We start from the raw sequence: 19166 nt of genomic DNA, 5'->3' as shown, positions 1-19166 counted from the left end.
ACATCTTTCTCAGCGAGGTTTGCGATGCCCTCATTGCTCGAAGTCACAACACATTTCTTTCTGCAGCTCGCGATCATTCTCGTGACCTGCCGCCTGCTCTGGCCGCTGTTCCAGCGGCTCGGTCAGGTCCAGGTGGTGGCGATCATGGCCGCCGGCTTCGTTTTGGGGCCATCGGTTTTCGGTCTGATCTGGCCGACGGGGCAGGAGTGGCTGTTCCCCACGACGCTGGAGGTGGGCGGGTCGTCGATCACGCACCCGAACCTCACGGCCATCTATGTCGTCGGCCAGCTCGGGCTGGTGCTGTACATGTTCTTGGTCGGCGCCTCGTTCAAGCTCGACATCCTCCGGTCGCACCTGGGCAAGGCCGGCGCCACCTCGCTGGCCGGTATCTCGGTGCCCCTGGTGCTGGGCGGACTGGTGGGTGTCTGGATGGTGAGCCAGGGCGACTACTTCACCGAGAAGGTCGGCACCTGGCAGGGCGGGTTGTTCGTGGCTTCGGCGGTGGCCATCACGGCGTTTCCGATGCTGGCCTGGATCATCTACGCGTCGGGTCTGCTGAACACCCGGCTCGGCACCATGTCGCTGTCGTGTGCTGCGGTGGACGACGCCTGCGCCTGGGTGCTGCTGGCGACGGTGGTCGCGACGACGAAGGACAGCATGTCCGGCGCGGTGCTCGCGGTCGGCGGTGGTCTGGGCTATCTGGCGTTCATGGTCGTCGTGGCGCGGCCCGCCTTGAAACGGCTCGAGGGGTGGACCCCGAGCAGCGGGGACACCGAACGCAGCGGTGGTATTCCTATCGTGCCGCTCACGGTCGTGCTGCTGGTCGTGCTGCTGGCGAGCTGGTTCACCGACTACGTCGGCATCTACTCGGTGTTCGGCGCGTTCGTCGCGGGCACGGTGATGCCGCGCGGCAAGTTGCTCGACGTCATCCGGGACCGGTTCGAACCGCTGGTCGCCTATCTGCTGCTGCCCGCGTTCTTCATCTACTCGGGCCTCAACACCAAGCTCAGCCTGATCTTCGAGCCGAAGGTGCTGCTGGTCGCGGTCGTCGTGATGATCGTGTCGTTCGCCAGCAAGTTCGGCGCGATCGGCCTGGTGGCCCGGTGGCAGGGGATGAGCTGGCGGGAGGCGGGCGCGATGGGGGCGCTCGCCAACGCACGCGGTTTGATGGAGCTGATCCTGCTCAACATCGGTCTCACCGCGGGTCTGATCTCGGGCCAGCTCTACACCATCCTGGCGCTGATGACGATCGTCACGACCTTCGTCGCCACACCGGTGATGCGGATGTTCGAACGCAGTGGATGGAAGCACGGCGTCGTGTTCGGTCCGTCGGGTGAGGAGAGCCGCGAGTCACACCAGACGCGAATACCGGAACCGGCCCGAATACCCGAGCAGGCGAAGCGGCACCAGCGGGTCGACGCGGCCGACGGCCCGCCATGACCGTCGGATTCGGATCGGATCAGGAGAGCCAGGTGCGCACCGGTCGCCGCCGCCCGGTCGAATGGTGCAGTTCCACTGTCGTGCCGCGGCGCAGTCTGCTCGTTGCGTCCGATTTCCCGTTCGCCCGAACGGATTTCGAGAACGCGGTGGCCGTGCACGACGGCTTCGCCCTGGCGGGCACGTGCTCCTGGCGGGAGGTGGTGGATCGGTCCGCGCGGTTGCGTCCCGACGTGATCGTGCTGGACGCCTCGGTGGCCCGGCTCGGCGGGCTGGCCGCGACCGTGGCACGGCTGCGGGATTCGGACCATCCGCCGATGATCACGCTGCTGGTGGAACACGGTGCCGCCAAGGCGGATATCGAACAGGTCGACGCGGTGGTGGCCAAGGACCGCGGCGTGCTGGCGGTGCTGGAGGTGCTGGAGGTGCTGATCTCGGGTGCGGTGCTGGCGATGGCGCCGCAGCCGAGCCGGATGCACACCGGGTTGGCGATGGATTACAAGGCGCGCCAACGCCTTTCCACGCTGACCAAGCGGGAGCGGGAGATCCTGCGGCTGGTCGTGGACGGGCTGTCCAACCGAGAGGTCGGCTCTCGGTTGTTCATCAGCCCGGACACGGTGAAGGAGTATGTCAGCCGTATTCTCGCGAAACTCGAGGTGACCAGCCGGATCGAGGCCGCCGTGGCCGCGGTCCGCGCGGAGTACGACAGTGGCGACTGGTAGCCGGTGGGTGCGTGCCCTACTGCGGCGTCGCGGCGACCGAGCGAATGGCGTCGGTCACCGTCGCCAGCGCCATGAGGCGCACCAGGTCGACGTCGGCATCGACGGAACACGTTGCGGCGGCGATGAATCCGTCGCCGTCGAAGCGGCCGTGCGGCGGCGTGAGGGCACGCGAGAGGCCGTCGTGCGCGCCCTGCGCGACGATGTGGCAGCCGACCTTGTCCAGCTTGGCATTGGTGATCACGGTGCCGATGGTGGTGTGCATCCGTGCCGCGGACGCCGCGGAGATGACGAGATCCAATTGGGTGACCGAGTCCAACGCGATCTCCGAGGCGCCGTCGTCGATATCGCCGAATGCGTTGACCACACAGAGCGCGCCGACCACGAGATCGTTCCAGCGCCGTTCGACGTAGGCGAGGCCGCCGGCCCGGCGGGCGCCCGGTCCGCGCCAATGCCCGGTGTAGGCGCCGGTACCCGCCCCCACGCGGCCGGCGAGCACCTGCTCGCCGGTGGTCGCGTGCGCCGCGGCGTAACCGCGCTCCGCGGTCGGGCGCGCCTTGGGATCGCCTGCGCTCAAATCGAACAAGGCGAGGGCGGGCACGATCGGTACTTTGCCGCCGGGTGTCGGCACGCCGCGGTCGTGCTCCTCGAGATAGCGCATGACGCCGTCCGCGGCGGCGAGACCGAACGCGGAGCCGCCGGTCAGCACCACCGCGTCGATGAACGGCACGGTCTTGTCCGGCGCCAGTACGTCCAGCTCGCGGCTGGCCGGCGCACCGCCGCGCACCTCACAGGACGCGACGGTGCCCTCCGGCAGGATCAGCACCGTACACCCGGTTTCCCCGTGCGGATCGGACCAGTGCCCGACCCGCACGCCGGGAATGTTTATCGTCATACCCACCTCAGCTCAAGAATTCGTATTCGCCATCACGACGAAGAAGTCATCCGGGGTCGTGGGGAAGCCCATACGCCGCACATCGGCCGGCACCGGCTGGTACTCGAACAATTGCCGCTCGTTGTATGCGAACAACTCCGCCCCCGTCTGTCCGGCAGAATATATCGAGACGCTCTTCGTCCACGCTATCTGGCGCGGATCAGTCACCGGGAAAAGTGTGACATTCCGGTACCGGTCCGCGTCGGCGCTCTCGCGATAGGGCGGCCGGATGGCCGAATACCGGTCTGCGGTCCAGTCCGCCGCCGAGTAATCCGGCGCACCGGGTTCGGTACCGGCGAAAACGGACAACCAAGGCGCCCACGAGGTCAATTTCTCGGTGGGTGCCGCGGCGGCCTCGGCGCGCTCCTGGAGGCGGCGGCCGAATTCTGCTTCGCCCGCCGAGCCCGCAGTGGTCAGTACATGCGGGCGGCCGTCGGTCATCTGGGTTGCCGTCACGGTCTCGCGACCGTCGAACTCGACCACGAAAGCGTTATGTGGATCGGCGATCACGAGATGAAAGGCGAACAATGTGCCGGAATCGCCCAAAGCGGGCACCAGTCGGGTGCGCAGGAGTTCGACCGCGTGCTCCGCGGACGCGGCGGTCGCGCAATCCAGGCTCAGCCCGCCCGGCGCGATCAATTCGGCGGCGGCGGAATTCCCGGTGGCGGCCGACCGCGTGTGATCGTCCCATTCCGGCGTGAAGACTCGGCAATAGACGCCGGTACGCCGATGGAAAGCCAGCCACGAGCCGCCGTCGATATCCAGGCCGCTCACCACGTCGGCCAATTCGGGGCTGTCCGCCGCCTGCACGGTCCACACCTTTTTGCGGAGATCCGGATTGTCCTGCCAGTGCGTGCCGTACGAGCACGGCTGCGGCAACCCGAGCTTGCGGGCCGCTTCGAATCCATGCGGCCGATAAATCGAATGGTCCCGGGATTCGATGGCGACGAAGCGCTCGCCGGCGCTGTCCAGGAAAAACATACAGGTGCACATGGTGTTTCCGTTTCACATTTCCCGAAGGTCGGTCAGGGTCAACGAGATGTTGTCGATCAGCCTGGTGCTGCCGACATGTGCGGCGACCAGCAGCCGGGCCGGGCCCGACGAAGGAGTGGGGCCGAGATCGGGATCCCGCAATTCGAGATATTCGACCTCGACGCCCGCGGCGGCGTCGAGCACCGCGCGGGCCGCGTCGAGTACCGCGGCGGGGCCCCGGTCGCGGACGCGCGCACCCGCCTGCAACGCCGTGGGGATCGCCGTGGCCGAAATCCGCTCGGTCGCATCGAGGTAGCGGTTACGTGAGGACAGGGCCAGGCCGTCCGGCTCGCGCACGGTCGCGACGCCGACGATCCGGATGTCGAAGTTCAGGTCGTGCACCATCTGCTGAATCAAAACCAGCTGCTGGTAGTCCTTTTCGCCGAAATAGGCCGCATGGGGCCGGGTGATCTGCAGTAGTTTGGCCACCACGGTGAGCATGCCGCCGAAGAGCACCGGCCTTGTCGCGCCGCAGAGTTCGGTGCCGAGCGGGCCGGGCGTGACGGTGGTCCGGGGTCCGGTCGGATACATTCCCGCGAGGGTCGGTGTGAACACCAGCCGCACGCCCGCGGCGCGCAGCCGATCGAGGTCGGCCGCCAATGTCCGCGGATAACGGTCGAGATCCTCCGAAGCCCCGAACTGTAATGGGTTGACAAAGATCGAGACAATGCACTCGGCTGCGTTTTTCCGGGCCGCCTCGACCAATGCGAGATGACCGTCGTGTAAGGCGCCCATGGTGGGCACGAAGGTGACCTCGCGACCCTGTGACCGCAGTTCCGCGGAAATGTGCGAGATCGCCGCCGGATCTTCCTGGACGGTCAATGTTCCTTGTGCATAATTGGTGACATCCGGTGGCTTCAATGATTCTCCCCTCCGGTTGGCCCCGAACGCGCTTTCGGCAGCGGCAACGGGCGTGTTGATAGATCACTTCGACGGTACCGGAACGGGGTCGCCGACGCAGCAGTTGACGTAATCGAGATCCGTTGTGGATCAAGCCTGTTGGTTTCGCGGTCCATCCGCCGAAACGTTGCCGCCGGTGTGCGCACCGTGATATTGTTCCTTCCGGAACATAAAATATCGACGGCCCTGGGGAGGGTGCCGGCGACCTGGCATTCTCCGCTTGGGAATCAGACGGGTACTCAATGGTCATGCATGCGTCAGAAAACACCGGTAACCCGGTTGACGGGAATCCGGCCGATCCGAGTCCGACCGAAATAGAGTTTTTGCAGTGGCGCGCGCTGAGCGCGGGTGACGGTGCGAAATTCTATGACCACGCCACGGCGGCCGATGCGGTGTTCGCGGTGCCTTCTCCGCACGCTTCGCTGTCCCGGCGGATCATGTTGAACGCGGTCGGTACGGCACCGCCTATCGAGGCTTATCAGATACTCGAGTTCCATGAGCGTTCGCTGGGGCCGGATGCGCATATCGTGTTTTACGAGATGTATCAGAAGCGGGTGGGTCTCGATGGTATCTATGCTGCAATTTCTACGGTGTATATACGTCGCGACAATCGCTGGCTCATGCAATATCATCAGCAGACTCCGTTGCGCCGGGGATCGGCCGAGGGAGTTTCGCGATGAGTACCGATTATGACGTTCTGATATTGGGCTCCGGCCTTTCCGGAAGCACGTTGTCGTTGTGTCTGCAGGCGTCCGGATTGCGTACCTGCATGGTCGACCCGAAGACGCATCCTCGCTTCGCCATCGGGGAATCGACGATCCCGAACACCTCGAAGCTCTACAAGCTGATGAGCATCAAATACGGTGTACCGGAGCTGGCCGCGCTGTCGTCGTTCGACAATCTCATCGGGTCGGTCGGCACCTGCGGCATGAAGAACAACTTCGGCTTCATCTACCACGAGCCGGGCACCACGGCTCGGCGCGCCCATCAGTTCCCGCTGTCGGAGATCGTGGAAACCGAGTCGCATCTGTTCCGAGCCGATGTCGATCACTGGCTGGCGCTGCGCGCCTGCGACTACGGCGCCGTCCTGCTGGAGGGGGTGGGCGCCCGCCGGCTCGACATCACCGAGGCCGGTGTGTTCTTCGAAGGCGATGAGGGAACCCGGCTTTCGGCCGAATACGTGGTCGACGCGGGTGGGCGCGGCTCGCCTGTCGCGGCCGCGCTGGGGCTGCGCACCACCGCAGGCCTGCGCACCACCTCGAAATCCGTGTTCACCCATATGACCGGCGTGACCCCGTTCGACGAGATCACCGCCGTGCACGGTCCGCGCGAATGGCACACGGGGACACTGCATCACGTTTTCGACGGCGGCTGGATGTGGGTGATCCCGTTCGACAACAACGAGAAATCGTCCAATCCGCTGTGCAGCGTGGGCGTCGTCTGGCGCATCGACGACGGCGACGAGGCGCCGCTGCCGAACCCGGAGCAGGCTTTCGCCGACTTCCTGGCGACGTACCCGGAGATCGGCAAGCAGTTCGAGCACGCGCAGAACGCGCGCTCGTGGATCAGCGCGGGCCGGTTGCAGTACTCGGCCACCCGCACGGTCGGCGATCGGTGGTGTCTCACCTCCAACGCGGCCGGATTCATCGACCCGCTGTTCTCCCGCGGCATGCAGAACACGGCGGTCGTGGTGGATCGGCTGGCCGAACGGCTGATCGACCGATTCCGGGGCGGTTTCACGCCGGAGACCTTCGACGACATCGAACAGATGCAGTCCAGCCTGATCGAGGAGAACGACTTCCTGGTCGGCAACGCATTCCGCTCGTTCACCGACTATGAACTCTGGAACGCGTGGTTCCGGGTTTGGCAGGTGAATCAGGTGACGGGCACCATGCGCACCGAGAACCGGTTGCGGCACGTCACCGCGCTCGCGGCCGCGCGCGCCGCCGGGAAGGAACAGTCGCAGCAGGCCGACGCGGCGCCCGGCACCGGGCTCGACGGCTTCATCGACGCTTTCTATCGGAAGTCGGACCAGATCATGACGGCCTACTGGAGCCGGGAGACCAGCCGCGACACCGCGGTGTCGGAGTTCCGAAAGCTTTTCGCGACAGTCGATTTCGTGCCGCCGTCGTTCGGGTTGACCGACATGTCCCAGCCCTACTTCGATATCGACATGGACAAAGTAGCCGGCGCGGTCGCCTGGGCCCGCCGGGCCCGGCCGGGGATCCGTGAGCTCTACCTCGGCGGACTGCCCGCATCGCCAGAGGGAGGTGCAGATGAATCCGATTGATCTCTCCACGTACGACGACCGGGTCTCGGCCGCGGTGTCCGGCTCCCTGAACGGGCTGCTCAGATTCGACCGCTCCATGGTCACGTCGTTGGACGCGCTCGAGCCCGACGACGCCGCGCAACCGGTCATCGTGATGCTGCGCGCCTACCTGTATCTGCTGGGCGGGGTCCGGCCGCCGGTGGAAGTCGTTGCCGCCCTGCGGGATATCGACCGGGGCGCGATCACCGCGCTGGAATCGGCACACCTCGACGCGATCCGGCAGTTGCTGCGCGGCGATTTCGGCGCGGCCGGTACCACCCTGCTGGAGATATCGCGGCAGTTCCCCGCGGACGAACTGGCGCTGGCCGCCGGGCATCAGGTCGACTTCCTGACCGGTGCCACCGAGACGTTGCTCGCCCGCCTGTCCGCGAGTCCGCTGCTGACCGAGGGCGCGACCGAGGCGTATCCGTACCTGCTGGCAATGCTGGCTTTCGCGCTCGGGGAGAACCATCGATTCGCCGAGGCGCACGCGGCGGGCCGCCGGGCGCTGGAGCTCGCCCCGGACGACAATCCGTGGGCGGTGCACGCGTGCGCGCACGCCCTGTTCGAAACCAGGGACCACGGTGCGGTCGCGGACCTGCTGTCCGCCACCCGCGCCCGCTGGAACGCCGAAAGTTGCCTGCTGCGTACGCATCTGAGCTGGCATCACGCGTTGAACTCGATGGCTGGCTCCGACCACGACGCGCTGGTCGGGCTCACCGGTGAGGTCACCGGCGTGCTCGGCGCCGAATGCTCGGCCATGCAATTCTGCGATGCCGTATCGCTGCTGTGGCGACTGCGGCTGGCGGGCCGGGCCGGGCCGGACGATTTCACGGCGGTCGCGGACAAGGCGCCGGAAATTCGCGCGGCCTCGAATTCGGCGTTCGTCGATCTGCACGTCCTGCTCGCGATCATCGGGGCCGACCGGCACGAACTCGCCGAGCAGCTGGCCAACGAAATCGGGGCGGAGGCAACGGATACCGCCGCGCATCTGATCGGCACCCGGCGCACCGCGGTCGGTGTGGCGGAGAGTTTCCGTTATTACTGCCAGTCGAATCCCGAACAGGCCGTGCGGCGTTTGATTTCCGTCCTGCCCGCCGTGGTGGGCGTCGGCGGCAGCATGGTGCAGCGCGACCTCGCCCTGGAACTGCTGGTCACCTGCGACTACGGCCGCAACGCGGATCTCACGATGCCCGCGGGCATCGATAAACGTCCACTCGTGACCAATCTCCGTTTGTGACAGGAATGAGCGAACGAAATGACTCACGCAACTCTTCCGATCTGCACCCAGACGATCACCGGCCCGGCCGCGTGGCGCAGTAGCGATTACACCGATCCCGACCAGTGGACGACGCCGCTGACCACCGATGACGTCGGCGAGTTGTTCGCCGCGCTGCAGCACTGCCGGCGGACCGGCAAAGATCTCGGCGACATCACCCGCGACGACTTTCCACTGGACGGCCTGGCGCGCAAGCTCGCCGCGCTGTCGGACACTCTCGTCTCCGGGCGCGGGTTCGCCGTACTCAGCGGCTTTCCGATCACGGCCGATATTCCGCGCTCCGATATCGAACTCATGTATTGGGGGCTGAGCGCGCACCTGGGGCCTGCGGTGACGCAGAACGCCCGCGGCGACATTCTGGTACCGGTCAAGAACTACGGCAACGGGGGCCTGTTGAACGCGGCGACCCGCGGCTACCAGACCAACGAGGCCCTCCCGTTCCACACCGACAGTTCGGATATCGTCGGCCTGCTCTGCCTGCACTCCGCCGGCGAGGGCGGCTACAGCAGCCTCACCAGTTCGGTGACCATCCACAACGAACTGCTCCGCGCGCATCGGGAACTGCTCGGCCTCTACTACGCCGGTTTCTATTACGACCGGCGCGACGAAGAGGTCGACGGTGAGCGGCCGTACTACCGGAATTCCGTCTACGCCTGGCACGAGGGACGGCTCAGCTGCCGGTACTACCTGCGGCAGTTCGTCGAATCCGCGCACGAGCGATTCGATCTGGACCTGTCCCCGGTGGAGCGGTACGCGCTCGACACCTTCGAGGCGATCGCCGCGCGGCCGGAGAACAAGATCACCATGCGAATTCGGCCCGGCGACATCCAGTTCCTCAACAACAATGTGATCGTGCATGCCCGCACCGCATTCATCGATACCGATCAGATCGCCCGTGAGCTACTTCGGCTCTGGCTCAACCCGTTCGGTGCGCCGACGCCGCCGCCCGGACACGCGGCGTTCCGTGAAGGTATGCCACTGAAACAAATTCGCTGATCGGAGATATCGTGTCATGGGTGTCTGGCTCGATCGGCGTCGAAACGAAGTCAGGAGTGCTGAATTGCAGTCTCGGAGAATGACGGTGCGCACCCGCGGGGGCATCCGTTGAGGCGCGGTCGTCCCGTTGTCGTCGTCGCACTCGCCTTCGCGGTCTGGCTGACCGGTGTGGCCTGCGGCACCGGCGGTGACGTGGTGCCCGGCGGGGACCCGAGCAAGGCCACCCAGGCCGCGACACCCCCGGACGACCAGCTGAACCTCAACGCGACGGCGAACGTTCGGTTCGCGCTGGAGCCGGTCAGCCTGAACACCTTCACCACCGCGGGCGTCGCGCTCGATCAGGCGTTGCTCGACAATGTGTACCAGGGCCTGGTTACGGTGGACGCCGGTGCCCAGGACAAGATCGTGCCCGGCCTGGCCACCTCGTGGGAACAGTCGCCGGACGGGTTGAGCTACACCTTCCACCTGGTGCAGAACGCGAAGTTCCACGACGGCTCGCCGCTGACCTCCGCCGATGTCGTGTGGTCGGTGCAGCAGCAGATCGCGCCGGGCTCCAAATCGCTGCGCGCGGCCGAGCTCGCGTCCATCGCGTCGGTGTCCGCCGCCGACCCGGCCACCGTGACGATCCAGCTGAAACAGCGCGATACCAACCTGCTGTGGAACCTGACCCAGCGCGGCGGCATCGTTTACAAGACCGGCACCGATTTCGCCGCCCTCGACGGTGCGGAGAACGGTTCCGGGCCGTTCCGGCTGGCGCAGTGGAACCGCGGCTCGACCCTCACCCTGACGCGATGGGACGACTACTGGGGGCCGAAGCCGAAGGTCGCAAAGGTGGTGTTCCACTACATCATCGATGCCAACACCGCGAACAATGCCGAACTGACCGGGCAGCTCGACGTGCAGACCGCGACCGATCCGACCCTGCTGCAACCGTTCACCGACAGCGACAAGTTCAGCGTGCTGCGCGGGACGAGCACCGACGAATACACCCTCGCCTTCAACGAAGCCAATCCGATCCTGGCGAATCCGGATGTGCGCCATGCCATCCGGCAAGCGCTGGACAAGAAGGCGATCATCCAGGCGGTGGGCGCGGGTATCCGGATCGGTAGCCCGGTGCCGCCGCAGGATCCCTGGTACGAGGACCTGACCGCGCTGGACGAATACAACCCGGAGAACGCGAAGAAGCTGCTCGCCAAGGCCGGGTACGGCAACGGGTTGACGCTGTCGGTGGAGTATCCCAACCACTACGTCACCGCGCTGAGCGACATCCTGGTCTCCAATCTCAAGGACGTCGGTATCACGCTCAATGTCCGGGTGGTGGAGTTCCAGACCTGGCTGTCGAAGGTGTACAAGAACCACGACTACGAGTTGAGCGTGGTCAATCATGCCGAGGCGCGGGACGTGAACAACTACGCGCGTGCCGACTACTACTTCGGCTACGACAACAAACAGGTCCAGCAGTGGTATCAGGAGGCGCGCACCGCGGACAGTGAGGACGCGCGTAATGCCCTGCTGCGCAAGATGACCCGGCAGATCGCCGAGGACGCACCGTGTGACTGGCTGTTCCTCGTCGAGCTGAACACGGTGGTGCGCAAGGGGGTTTACGGTGTGCCGCAGCACGAGACCAACAACCGGTTTCCGCTGACCGAGCTGGCGGTCGCCAAGTGACGGAGGTCTTTTGCTCTGGTATGTGATCCAGCGAGTGGGGCTGCTCCTGGTATCCCTGGCGGTGGCGAGCGTGCTCGTCTTCGCGCTGCTGCGATTGCTGCCCGGTGACGTCGCGGCGACCGTCGCCGGGCTCCAGGCGACACCGGAGCAGATCGCCGCCATCCGCACCGATCTCGGTCTGGATCGGTCGCTGCCGGAGCAGTACCTGTCCTGGATCGGCGGGGTGTTCCACGGTGACTTCGGCCATTCCCAGCTCAATGGGACCTCGGTGGGACCCGAGTTGCAGCAGAAACTGGCCGTCACCGGCCCGCTGATCGTCGGATCCCTGCTGATCGCACTGTGTTTGGCGGTATCGCTGGGCACCTGGGCGGCGATCCGGCATCGCAGCCGGACCGGTGAGGCGGCGAATGCCTTGTCGCAGCTCGGTATCGCGGTGCCGGGCCTGTGGCTGGCGATGCTGCTGATCCTGGTGTTCGCGGTGGAGCTGAAAGTGTTGCCCGCACAGGGATTTCCGGCCGATCGCTGGGCCGAACCCGGCGATGCGGTGCGCAGCCTGATCCTGCCGTGCGTGACGCTCGGGCTGTCCGAGGGCGCGGTGCTGTTCCGGTTCGTGCGCTCGGCGATCCTGGGGGTACTGTATTCGGAGTATCTGCGCACCGCGCGGGCCAAGGGACTGACTCGCACACAGGCGTTGGTACGGCACGGTTTTCGCAATGCCGCGCCGCCGGTGGTCTCGATCCTCGGCTTGCAGTTCGCGGTGTTGATCGTGGGTGCGGTGGTGATCGAGCGCGTGTTCACCCTGCCGGGGGTGGGCAGCATGCTGCTGTCCGACGTGGCGAACCGCGACCTGGTGAAGGTGCAGGGCGAGGTGCTGCTGATCGTCAGCGCGGTACTGGTGATCGGTTTCGTGGTCGACATCCTGCACCGGCTCATCGATCCACGGGTGGAGGCGACACTGTGATCCGAGCCGTCGAGCGGCCGAAGTGGCGGCGCAGGCGCCGTGCGGTACAGGTCGTGCTCGCCGCCCTGATCCGAAAGCCCAGTGGCGCTTTCGGTGTGACCATGGTCGGCACGCTGGTCGTGGCGAGCGTGGTGTCGCTGTGGTGGACGCCTTACGACCCGCAGGCCACCGACCCGGGCCGGGCCTGGCTGCTGCCGTTGCGCGAGGGCCACCTGCTCGGCACCGACCGGGTCGGGCACGACGTGTTCAGCCAGGTGCTGGCCGGTGCGTGGCAGACGCTTGCGGTCGCGCTGGTGGTCGCGGCGATCGCCGGCACGCTCGGCCTGCTGCTGGCGATGGCCGCGCAACTGTCGCCGCACCCGGTCGGCTCGGTGGTGGTGCAGCTGATCGACATCATGATCGCGTTCCCGGCGCTGTTGCTCGCGATGGTGCTGGCCGCGGTGTACGGCGGGTCGATGCTGACGGTGGCGGTGGCCATCGGCATCAGCTCGGGCGTCGCGGTCGCGCGGGTGGCGCGTGCCGAAGTGGCGCGCGTGCTGACCAGCGATTTCGTCCTCGCGGCCCGGGCGGCCGGCGCGTCGACGGGACGGATCGTGGGCAAACACCTGCTGCCCGCCATCGCGCCCACGCTCATCGTGCAGCTGTCCTGGGTGATGGCGCTGGCCGTGCTCGCGGAGGCGGCGCTGACCTACCTCGGTTACGGCAGTTCGCCCTCGGCGCCGTCCTGGGGCGGCATCCTGCGCGCGCAACAGGACTACATCAAGGTGCGGCCACTGCTGGTGGTGTGGCCGGGCCTGGCGGTGGCGCTGACGGTGCTCGGCTTCAATCTGCTGGGTGACGCGCTGCGCAGCGTCACCGACCCGCGGCTGCGCAAAGGGGTGCCGACTCGATGACACTGCTGAAGGTGACCGGGCTGACGGTCGAGATCGGCGACCGGGTGCTGCTAGACGCCGTCGACTTCGGTATGGAAGCAGGCGGCCGCCTCGGCCTGATCGGGGTGTCCGGATCTGGGAAATCCCTGCTCGCCCTGGCGATCATGGGTTTGCTGCCGGAGGAGGCGCGGGTGCGCGGCAGCATCACGCTCGACGGTGTGGAGCTGATCGGGCGCGGCGACCGCCAGCTGTCCAAGATTCGCGGCAGCCGGATGGCGATGGTGTTCCAGGAACCGCTGTCGGCATTGAATCCGCTGATGCGCGTCGGCAAGCAGATCGCGGAACCGCTACGGCTGCACCAGAAGCTGGGCCGGCGCGCCGCCGACGCCGCGACCATCGAGCTGGCGGCGCGCGTCGGCCTGCCGGACCCGGCGCATATCGTGCGCGCGTTCCCGCATCAGCTCTCCGGTGGGCAACGGCAGCGGGTCGGCATCGCGATGGCGCTCGCCGCGAAACCGGCCCTGTTGATCGCCGATGAGCCGACGACGGCGCTCGATGTCACCGTGCAGGCCGAAATCTTGGCCCTGCTGGCGGATTTGGTGTCCGAGGAAGGTTCGGCGCTGCTGTTCATCACGCACGATCTGGCGGTGCTCGCGCAGGTGACGCAGCGGGTGCTGGTGCTGGGGGAGGGGCGCGTGCTGGCGGACGGCGATCTGGCGCAGACCCTGCGCGAGTCGAAGCATCCGTATCTGCGGACGTTGCTGGAGCTCGCGCGGGCGTCGTCGTTCCGGCGCGGTACGACGAGGGTGAGCAGCGGTTCCGCGGAGGTGGTTTCGTGATCCTGTTGGAAGCCGAGGACCTGAGCCGATCGTTCCGCTTGCCGCGCACCAGACTGTTCGGCCACGCCCCGCGCCGGGATGCGGTGCGTGCGGTGAGCCTGACGTTGGCGGAGGGGAGCCACCTCGGCATCGTGGGCGAATCCGGTTCCGGGAAGTCGACATTGCTGCGCCTGCTATTGGCCCTCGATCGTCCCGATGGCGGCGACGTTCGCTACCAGGGCAAGCCGGTCCGCGGCCGCGATCTGAGCTGGTTTCGCCGGGAAGTCCAAGTGGTACTGCAAGATCCGCTGAGTTCGCTGGACCCGCGGATGATCGTCGGCGATTCGATCGCCGAACCCCTGGAGTGCCTGCGGATCCCGGGCAACCACGACTATCGCGTAGCGGAACTGCTCGTCGCCGTCGGGCTGGAACCCGAGGCGGCAGCACGCTATCCGCACGAGTTCTCCGGCGGGCAGCGTCAGCGCATCGCGATCGCCCGCGCCCTCGCGCCGAACCCGAAGGTGCTCGTCGGCGACGAACCGTTCTCTGCCCTCGACGCCCCCACCCGCGCCCAGATCATCGAACTGCTGCGCGATCTCGTGGAAAAGTTCGGTCTCTCGCTGATCCTGGTCTCCCACGACGTCGGCGTGGTCCAGCAACTGTGCGATCAACTCCTCGTGCTGAAAGACGGGGAGATCGTCGAACGCGGCGCCGCGGAAACGGTTCTCGCCCACCCCGAGCACCCGTATACCCGGGCGCTCCTGGACGCCGTACCGATGCTGCCGTTCTGAGTACTCAGCTGCGGGCAGGACCGTGCGGATGGGCGAGATCGTAAGCGCGGGTGAGTTTCTTGGGGACCACCATGCGCCAGGCGTCGACCACCAGTTCACGAGCCTCGGCCGCGTCCAGGGCCGCGAGGTCGGCGTGCACCCAGTTGAAGCGCATCGCCGTCGCCGCGGGGAGTTGGAATTTGTGCGGTTCGCTCGCGACCAGCGCCGCTCGTTCTTCCTTGGGGAACGCGAAGCCCATGATGGTCTCGTCGAGCGAGAACGCCACGTAGACAATCTGTCCGACGCGGAACTTCAACCTGCCACGTACGTAGACCTGGTACGAGCGCTCGAGCTCGGTCCCCAGCGCGCTGACATCCTCGATCACCGCCACAGCCGGACTCCTTCTTCCGATCCATCCAGAAGTATCGACGAGGAACCGGCCCCGAACTCATCGGTGTGGTCGACAACCTGAACTCCGGGGCCCGGGTATCGCCCTCCTTCCGGTTGCTGAAGATTTTCTCTGGAACCTACTTGCACTCTCCTGTGCCGAGTGCTAAATATTATCTATGTCAGATGACAGAGGTTATCTGAGTTCCCACCGATCGAGATTGGAGTGAGTTGGAGGTGGCGACCATGCTGATGCGTACCGATCCCTTCCGTGACCTGGATCGCCTGACGCAGCAGGTCTTCGGTACACCTGCGCGCCCGGCGGCCATGCCGATGGACGCCTGGCGGGACGGCGATGAGTTCTTCGTCGAATTCGACCTGCCCGGTATCGACCCGGACTCCCTCGACCTCGACGTCGAACGCAATGTCGTGACCGTGAAAGCCACCCGCCCGCAACTGGATCAGAGCCGGTCGATGATCGCCGCGGAACGTAGCCGCGGCGTGTTCTCCCGCCAGCTGTTCCTGGGCGAGAACCTCGATACCGACGCGATCCGCGCGGACTACCGCGACGGGGTGCTGCGATTGACCGTGCCCGTCGCGGAAAAGGCCAAGCCGCGCAAGATCGAGGTCATCCGCAGCGAAACCGCCGACCGTCAGGCCATCAACGCCTGAACCGGCCAGGTCCTGCTCCGGAGGTCCTGCGATGCGGAGTGCGATCGATACACCGGTCGAAGAATCGACCGCGGGGCCGTGGTGGCGCGAGCCCGGGCTGCTGGGCTTGGATCCGGACGTCGAGCGATTGTTCGCCGAGGTCGACGCCGTGCTGCGGGAAGTCGCGCGGCCGCGGCCGCAGCGGCCACCCGAGTCGTCGTCTCGACGGCCGTGCCCGATACCGGACCGGAACCGGCCGCGCGGTGCCGGACGCCGTCCCGGCCCGGCACGCGCGTGCCAGCGTGGACCGCCCAACCGTGTTCGCCCGGTTGGCAACTGATGAAAGCGAGGTGATGCCTGTCAAAACACGCAACCACTGGTTTCTCGGTTGGGGGCGCGGCCGTGTCGCCCCGGGCCTGCACCCTTGCACCGCGTCGTCAGGACCGACGTAACCGCGACGGGTGCCCGGCCACCTTGTATGGCAGCAGGCGCTGCGATACCCGGCCCCCACCGAACTGTTGAGCAAGACCATCACGTTTTCGAAATCTCTTCCTCCGACCGGTGGGCCCGCACGGGCACTGCTCGCGGGCCCACCGGTCCTTCGCTCCTTGCCGGCGCCCCCCGGCGAGACGATGCGAAACTCTCGGCACGAGAAAGGAGATCGCGATGACCACCTTCGTTCCCGCCGGCGGCGACGTCGACCGCGCCGGACAGCACGCCTTTGCCGATGAGCGCGACCGCGACCTCGGCCTCGACACCACCGCCGTGCACCCGGTGGCCGAACGCATCCGCGCCGCGTTCGACGCCGCCGACATCACCGACCGTATCGACCAGAACTGGATCACCCCCGCCCCCTTCGACGATGACTACTACTGCCTCGCCTATTGATACGCCCGCCGACGCGGCCGAGTCCCGCTGGCACCGCGGGCGGGTGACTTGGTTCGACACCGCGAAAGGGTTCGGGTTCCTCACCGCCTCGACCGGAGCCGCGGTGTTCGTCGACCACAGCGTGATCGACATGCCCGGCTACAAGACCCTCACCGCCGGGCAGCGGGTCGAATACACCGCCACCGATACCGGCCGTGGCCTCGAAGCCACCCGTGTCGTGCCCTGTCCCTGCGCCGCAGAGCGCAGCCTCCACAGGCCGCACCGTCTACCGATCGGCCGCGGCTGGTCGACGTGCCTCGCCTGGGCCTCCTGACACTCCACTACACCGGAAAACGCAATGACCACAACAAGTTCCGCTACCGTTCGCACGCACACCACGCCGAGGCCGGGCACCGCGATGGTGCACCGGCCCCGTGCCGGCTCGCGTCGCCCGTGGTGGGAATCGCGGGCGGTGCCGACCGTGCCCGCCACCCCCGCGGTTCCCCGCTCGCCCGATCCCCGCCACCCGCGGGCCCGAAATCCCTTCCTGCACTTGTGTGAATCTGCCCGCGTCGCCTACCGCTGACCCGCGTCACGCTCGGCGCACCCGACATACGGTTCACGGTGTGGCGGCATTCGTGTAGACGCGGTGCGGCGTGACGAAGACCAGGGTGCCGCGTTTGTCCCGCATCACCTGGTCGTAGGCGTCCCAGTCCTGGGTGACGCCTGCCGCGGCGAAGATATCGCGGATCACCCGTCGTTGTCGTTCGGCGTCGATGCCGGTATCGGGGTCGTCGGGCCCGACCAGCTGTGCTGTTCCTTCGACGGTGGTCCACCGCCAGCCGACACGGATGGTGAGCGTGATGGTCGGATCGGCCCGCAAGTTCGCGAGTTTCACAGTGGCACTGGGTGATACGAACGTGACCGTGTCGGCTCCGGTGACCGGATGCGGCAGCACCGCCGCAGTGACGACGGTGGCCTGCGGTGTGCCGTTCGCGCGCAGGGTGACGGCGACGCACAGGCCGGAATCGACGGGCACCAATTCGGCGAAGGACTTCACATCGGTCACAGACGCTCCTTGTCGGTGAAAACGGCTACGACGGGCCATTCTGCGGTATCACCCAGGTCTTGCGGCAAGCCCCCGGGTCGGATAAACGGCTTCGTGAATCAGGGCTCGGCGTCGGCGGTGCCCGTGATCGTCGGCCTGGTGGCCGACTGGTCCGCCGGAAATCGGCCGATCCTCTGCGGCATCGCCACCGACGCCTGCGTCCTCAAAACTGCCCTGGACGCGTTCGAACGCGGATACGTCCCGTGGGTCGTCCGAGACGCAGTGGCGTCCAACGCAACATAACCCACCTGATCCAGGCCGCCGACCGCGGCAGCCGTTGAGCGTCGGTGCCGGAACACGGCTGTCCCTCCTCTCAGGCGTAGCCGATCGGGGCAGTTCGATCAGGTTGCCGCCGACGGTTTGGTGCCGTCGTCGTCTCGGTCTCGGTTCCACAGTCCGAGGTCGCGTTCGACCGCTCGGGCGAGGTGCAGTAACCGGCGTTGTCGCCGGCGCGGGACCGTCGACGGCAGGGCGGCGAATGTCTTGATCGGGACGCGGACGGAGTCCGTGATCAGCGCGCCGTCCGACATCCGTACCAGCGTTCTGCACCACCAGAAGCTGATCTCGGCCTTCGGGTCAGGCCAGTCGTAGTCGGATGGATCGGGCACCAGGTAGTGCGTGCTCTCGGGATCGAGATGATGCCGCAGCCAGGACCGGAACGGGTCGGGGTAGAGCGCGCAGACTGCGTCGGCGTCGAGGGCCTTGAGGACACGTGCTTGCCGTGGCAGAGCGCGGTGTCCATCCGGGGGGCGTACCGGCCACTGTCCCGGCCATCCGATCCATCGCCACCAGGACAGGTGCGGTGGTTCGACGCGGGGCGCCGGCAGCGGCGGCGGCGGTGTCCAGCGGTAGTGCTGATCGACCTCGTGCAGAATCCACGCACGCCCCTCCGGGCTCGCGGTCTCCCAGGTGTAGGCCATCGGCCGCCGCGCGATCGCCTGATCGTAGCTGCGCAGGGGCATGTTCTTGCGCCACGGTCGCTCCTTCGACGGCAACGCGACCCAAGGCAGGTTGTGACATAGGTTGGCCAAGAACCGGATTCGTTCGACATCATCGGCCAGTACGGCGTCTGGCTCCTGGCGCCGAGCGGCTCCCGCGAGGTAACGGATCTCTACCAGCGCCCGGGTTGCCAACAACGCGGCGACACGTCGGTCGCGATCCGCGGTTCGCCATTCGCGAAGTCGTCTCACGGCCGGTAAACGACGAAACGGACGGTCGAGTTCCGCCCCGACGGTCGGCGAAACCAGCGCAGCCAGCCGGCGACCGCGCTGCGGGGCAGTATGACGTAGCCCACACTCGCTCGTTACACGTTGTGATAGCAACCCTCGTAGGATCGACAATCAGCTCAGCCGGCTAGGGGCCGTTCGCAGCGGCGGATGACCTGTTCGAAAGCGTTGATGTGGGAGGAGGGGATGGGGCAGGCGGTCGCACTGTATGTGAAATCGGTAGGTCCCATCCT

Annotated in this window: 21 protein-coding genes; 15 read left to right on the top strand and 6 right to left on the bottom strand. The window is 66.6% G+C overall.

Annotation, left to right across the window (positions count from 1 at the left end):
* The first annotated feature begins 24 nt into the window (after positions 1 to 24).
* Positions 25 to 1440 carry a cation:proton antiporter gene (locus TY25_RS20070; protein ID WP_042258311.1) on the top strand — a complete coding sequence of 472 codons (1416 nt, stop codon included), beginning with the start codon at positions 25 to 27 and terminating at the stop codon, positions 1438 to 1440.
* Positions 1437 to 2159 carry a response regulator transcription factor gene (locus TY25_RS20065; RefSeq protein ID WP_042258310.1) on the top strand — a complete coding sequence of 241 codons (723 nt, stop codon included), beginning with the start codon at positions 1437 to 1439 and terminating at the stop codon, positions 2157 to 2159. The genes TY25_RS20070 and TY25_RS20065 overlap by 4 nt, the downstream gene beginning before the upstream one ends.
* A gap of 16 nt (positions 2160 to 2175) precedes the next feature.
* On the opposite strand, the gene TY25_RS20060 is transcribed toward TY25_RS20065, so the two are convergent.
* Genes TY25_RS20060 through panC form a run of 3 tightly spaced genes read right to left on the bottom strand, consistent with a single transcriptional unit; the run spans position 2176 to position 4944 of the window.
* Positions 2176 to 3051, bottom strand: a complete 876-nt coding sequence (locus TY25_RS20060) for a P1 family peptidase (protein ID WP_042258308.1) — start codon at positions 3049 to 3051, stop codon at positions 2176 to 2178.
* A 12-nt stretch (positions 3052 to 3063) separates the two neighbouring features.
* The gene (locus TY25_RS20055) at positions 3064 to 4071 is read right to left on the bottom strand and encodes an NRDE family protein (protein ID WP_042258307.1); all 1008 of its coding nucleotides are present in this window, start codon (positions 4069 to 4071) and stop codon (positions 3064 to 3066) included.
* A 24-nt stretch (positions 4072 to 4095) separates the two neighbouring features.
* Positions 4096 to 4944, bottom strand: coding sequence for a pantoate--beta-alanine ligase (gene panC / locus TY25_RS20050; RefSeq protein WP_052383083.1), 849 nt, complete (start codon positions 4942 to 4944; stop codon positions 4096 to 4098).
* Positions 4945 to 5270: 326 nt separating this feature from the next.
* Between panC and TY25_RS20045 the strand changes: the two genes are divergently transcribed.
* The 9 genes from TY25_RS20045 to TY25_RS20005 all read left to right on the top strand — a co-directional run bounded on the left by TY25_RS20045 (position 5271) and on the right by TY25_RS20005 (position 14715).
* Entirely contained in the window at positions 5271 to 5702 is a 432-nt protein-coding gene (locus TY25_RS20045) for a hypothetical protein (protein ID WP_146153988.1), read from the top strand.
* A complete protein-coding gene (locus TY25_RS20040; protein WP_042258303.1) occupies positions 5699 to 7312 on the top strand; it encodes an NAD(P)/FAD-dependent oxidoreductase in 1614 nt (537 codons plus the stop codon). The genes TY25_RS20045 and TY25_RS20040 overlap by 4 nt, the downstream gene beginning before the upstream one ends.
* The gene (locus tag TY25_RS20035) at positions 7299 to 8570 is read left to right on the top strand and encodes a tetratricopeptide repeat protein (RefSeq protein ID WP_042258302.1); all 1272 of its coding nucleotides are present in this window, start codon (positions 7299 to 7301) and stop codon (positions 8568 to 8570) included. The genes TY25_RS20040 and TY25_RS20035 overlap by 14 nt, the downstream gene beginning before the upstream one ends.
* An 18-nt stretch (positions 8571 to 8588) precedes the next feature.
* Complete coding sequence (locus TY25_RS20030; protein WP_042258300.1) at positions 8589 to 9605, top strand: TauD/TfdA family dioxygenase; 1017 nt, start codon at positions 8589 to 8591, stop codon at positions 9603 to 9605.
* Positions 9606 to 9713: 108 nt separating this feature from the next.
* A complete protein-coding gene (locus TY25_RS20025; RefSeq protein ID WP_052383081.1) occupies positions 9714 to 11273 on the top strand; it encodes an ABC transporter substrate-binding protein in 1560 nt (519 codons plus the stop codon).
* A gap of 22 nt (positions 11274 to 11295) precedes the next feature.
* Positions 11296 to 12234 (top strand): ABC transporter permease, encoded by a 939-nt coding sequence (locus TY25_RS20020; protein ID WP_226887365.1) that lies wholly within the window; start codon positions 11296 to 11298, stop codon positions 12232 to 12234.
* Positions 12231 to 13127 (top strand): ABC transporter permease, encoded by an 897-nt coding sequence (locus TY25_RS20015; protein ID WP_172595835.1) that lies wholly within the window; start codon positions 12231 to 12233, stop codon positions 13125 to 13127. The genes TY25_RS20020 and TY25_RS20015 overlap by 4 nt, the downstream gene beginning before the upstream one ends.
* The gene (locus tag TY25_RS20010; RefSeq protein ID WP_042258298.1) at positions 13124 to 13945 is read left to right on the top strand and encodes an ABC transporter ATP-binding protein; all 822 of its coding nucleotides are present in this window, start codon (positions 13124 to 13126) and stop codon (positions 13943 to 13945) included. The genes TY25_RS20015 and TY25_RS20010 overlap by 4 nt, the downstream gene beginning before the upstream one ends.
* Positions 13942 to 14715: an ATP-binding cassette domain-containing protein gene (locus TY25_RS20005; protein ID WP_042258297.1), complete on the top strand. Its 774-nt coding sequence runs from the start codon at positions 13942 to 13944 to the stop codon at positions 14713 to 14715. The genes TY25_RS20010 and TY25_RS20005 overlap by 4 nt, the downstream gene beginning before the upstream one ends.
* Before the next feature lie 4 nt (positions 14716 to 14719).
* On the opposite strand, the gene TY25_RS20000 is transcribed toward TY25_RS20005, so the two are convergent.
* Entirely contained in the window at positions 14720 to 15085 is a 366-nt protein-coding gene (locus TY25_RS20000) for an MmcQ/YjbR family DNA-binding protein (protein WP_042258296.1), read from the bottom strand.
* A gap of 242 nt (positions 15086 to 15327) precedes the next feature.
* On the opposite strand from TY25_RS20000, the gene TY25_RS19995 reads away from it, so the two are divergent.
* The 3 genes from TY25_RS19995 to TY25_RS44485 all read left to right on the top strand — a co-directional run bounded on the left by TY25_RS19995 (position 15328) and on the right by TY25_RS44485 (position 16933).
* Complete coding sequence (locus TY25_RS19995) at positions 15328 to 15753, top strand: Hsp20/alpha crystallin family protein (RefSeq protein WP_042258415.1); 426 nt, start codon at positions 15328 to 15330, stop codon at positions 15751 to 15753.
* 645 nt (positions 15754 to 16398) lie between these two features.
* On the top strand, positions 16399 to 16620 hold the full coding sequence (locus TY25_RS19990) for a hypothetical protein (RefSeq protein WP_042258295.1): 222 nt from the start codon (positions 16399 to 16401) through the stop codon (positions 16618 to 16620).
* Positions 16595 to 16933 carry a cold-shock protein gene (locus TY25_RS44485; protein ID WP_081868979.1) on the top strand — a complete coding sequence of 113 codons (339 nt, stop codon included), beginning with the start codon at positions 16595 to 16597 and terminating at the stop codon, positions 16931 to 16933. The genes TY25_RS19990 and TY25_RS44485 overlap by 26 nt, the downstream gene beginning before the upstream one ends.
* 285 nt (positions 16934 to 17218) lie before the next feature.
* Here the strand turns inward: TY25_RS44485 and TY25_RS19980 are convergent, their stop codons facing one another.
* A complete protein-coding gene (locus tag TY25_RS19980; protein ID WP_042258294.1) occupies positions 17219 to 17668 on the bottom strand; it encodes a TIGR03618 family F420-dependent PPOX class oxidoreductase in 450 nt (149 codons plus the stop codon).
* Positions 17669 to 17761: 93 nt separating this feature from the next.
* Between TY25_RS19980 and TY25_RS19975 the strand changes: the two genes are divergently transcribed.
* Positions 17762 to 17950 (top strand): isochorismatase family protein, encoded by a 189-nt coding sequence (locus tag TY25_RS19975; protein WP_042258293.1) that lies wholly within the window; start codon positions 17762 to 17764, stop codon positions 17948 to 17950.
* Between the two features lie 98 nt (positions 17951 to 18048).
* On the opposite strand, the gene TY25_RS19970 is transcribed toward TY25_RS19975, so the two are convergent.
* The gene (locus TY25_RS19970; RefSeq protein ID WP_146153987.1) at positions 18049 to 18738 is read right to left on the bottom strand and encodes a hypothetical protein; all 690 of its coding nucleotides are present in this window, start codon (positions 18736 to 18738) and stop codon (positions 18049 to 18051) included.
* Positions 18739 to 19166 lie beyond the last annotated feature (428 nt).

Source organism: Nocardia brasiliensis NBRC 14402 (assembly GCF_000308475.2).
Lineage (GTDB): Bacteria > Actinomycetota > Actinomycetes > Mycobacteriales > Mycobacteriaceae > Nocardia > Nocardia brasiliensis.
The sequence above is the reverse complement of the archived record's forward strand: the minus strand, read 5'-3'. Positions and strand labels throughout refer to the sequence as shown.

What these genes read in the sequence shown, in the direction of transcription:
- TY25_RS20070 (WP_042258311.1), top strand. Translation starts at nt 25, where the DNA reads ATGCCCTCATTGCTCGAAGTCACAACACATTTCTTTCTGCAGCTCGCG.
- TY25_RS20065 (WP_042258310.1), top strand. Translation starts at nt 1,437, where the DNA reads ATGACCGTCGGATTCGGATCGGATCAGGAGAGCCAGGTGCGCACCGGT.
- TY25_RS20060 (WP_042258308.1), bottom strand. Translation starts at nt 3,051, where the DNA reads ATGACGATAAACATTCCCGGCGTGCGGGTCGGGCACTGGTCCGATCCG.
- TY25_RS20055 (WP_042258307.1), bottom strand. Translation starts at nt 4,071, where the DNA reads ATGTTTTTCCTGGACAGCGCCGGCGAGCGCTTCGTCGCCATCGAATCC.
- TY25_RS20045 (WP_146153988.1), top strand. Translation starts at nt 5,271, where the DNA reads ATGCATGCGTCAGAAAACACCGGTAACCCGGTTGACGGGAATCCGGCC.
- TY25_RS20040 (WP_042258303.1), top strand. Translation starts at nt 5,699, where the DNA reads ATGAGTACCGATTATGACGTTCTGATATTGGGCTCCGGCCTTTCCGGA.
- TY25_RS20035 (WP_042258302.1), top strand. Translation starts at nt 7,299, where the DNA reads ATGAATCCGATTGATCTCTCCACGTACGACGACCGGGTCTCGGCCGCG.
- TY25_RS20030 (WP_042258300.1), top strand. Translation starts at nt 8,589, where the DNA reads ATGACTCACGCAACTCTTCCGATCTGCACCCAGACGATCACCGGCCCG.
- TY25_RS20010 (WP_042258298.1), top strand. Translation starts at nt 13,124, where the DNA reads ATGACACTGCTGAAGGTGACCGGGCTGACGGTCGAGATCGGCGACCGG.
- TY25_RS19995 (WP_042258415.1), top strand. Translation starts at nt 15,328, where the DNA reads ATGCTGATGCGTACCGATCCCTTCCGTGACCTGGATCGCCTGACGCAG.
- TY25_RS19990 (WP_042258295.1), top strand. Translation starts at nt 16,399, where the DNA reads ATGACCACCTTCGTTCCCGCCGGCGGCGACGTCGACCGCGCCGGACAG.
- TY25_RS44485 (WP_081868979.1), top strand. Translation starts at nt 16,595, where the DNA reads ATGACTACTACTGCCTCGCCTATTGATACGCCCGCCGACGCGGCCGAG.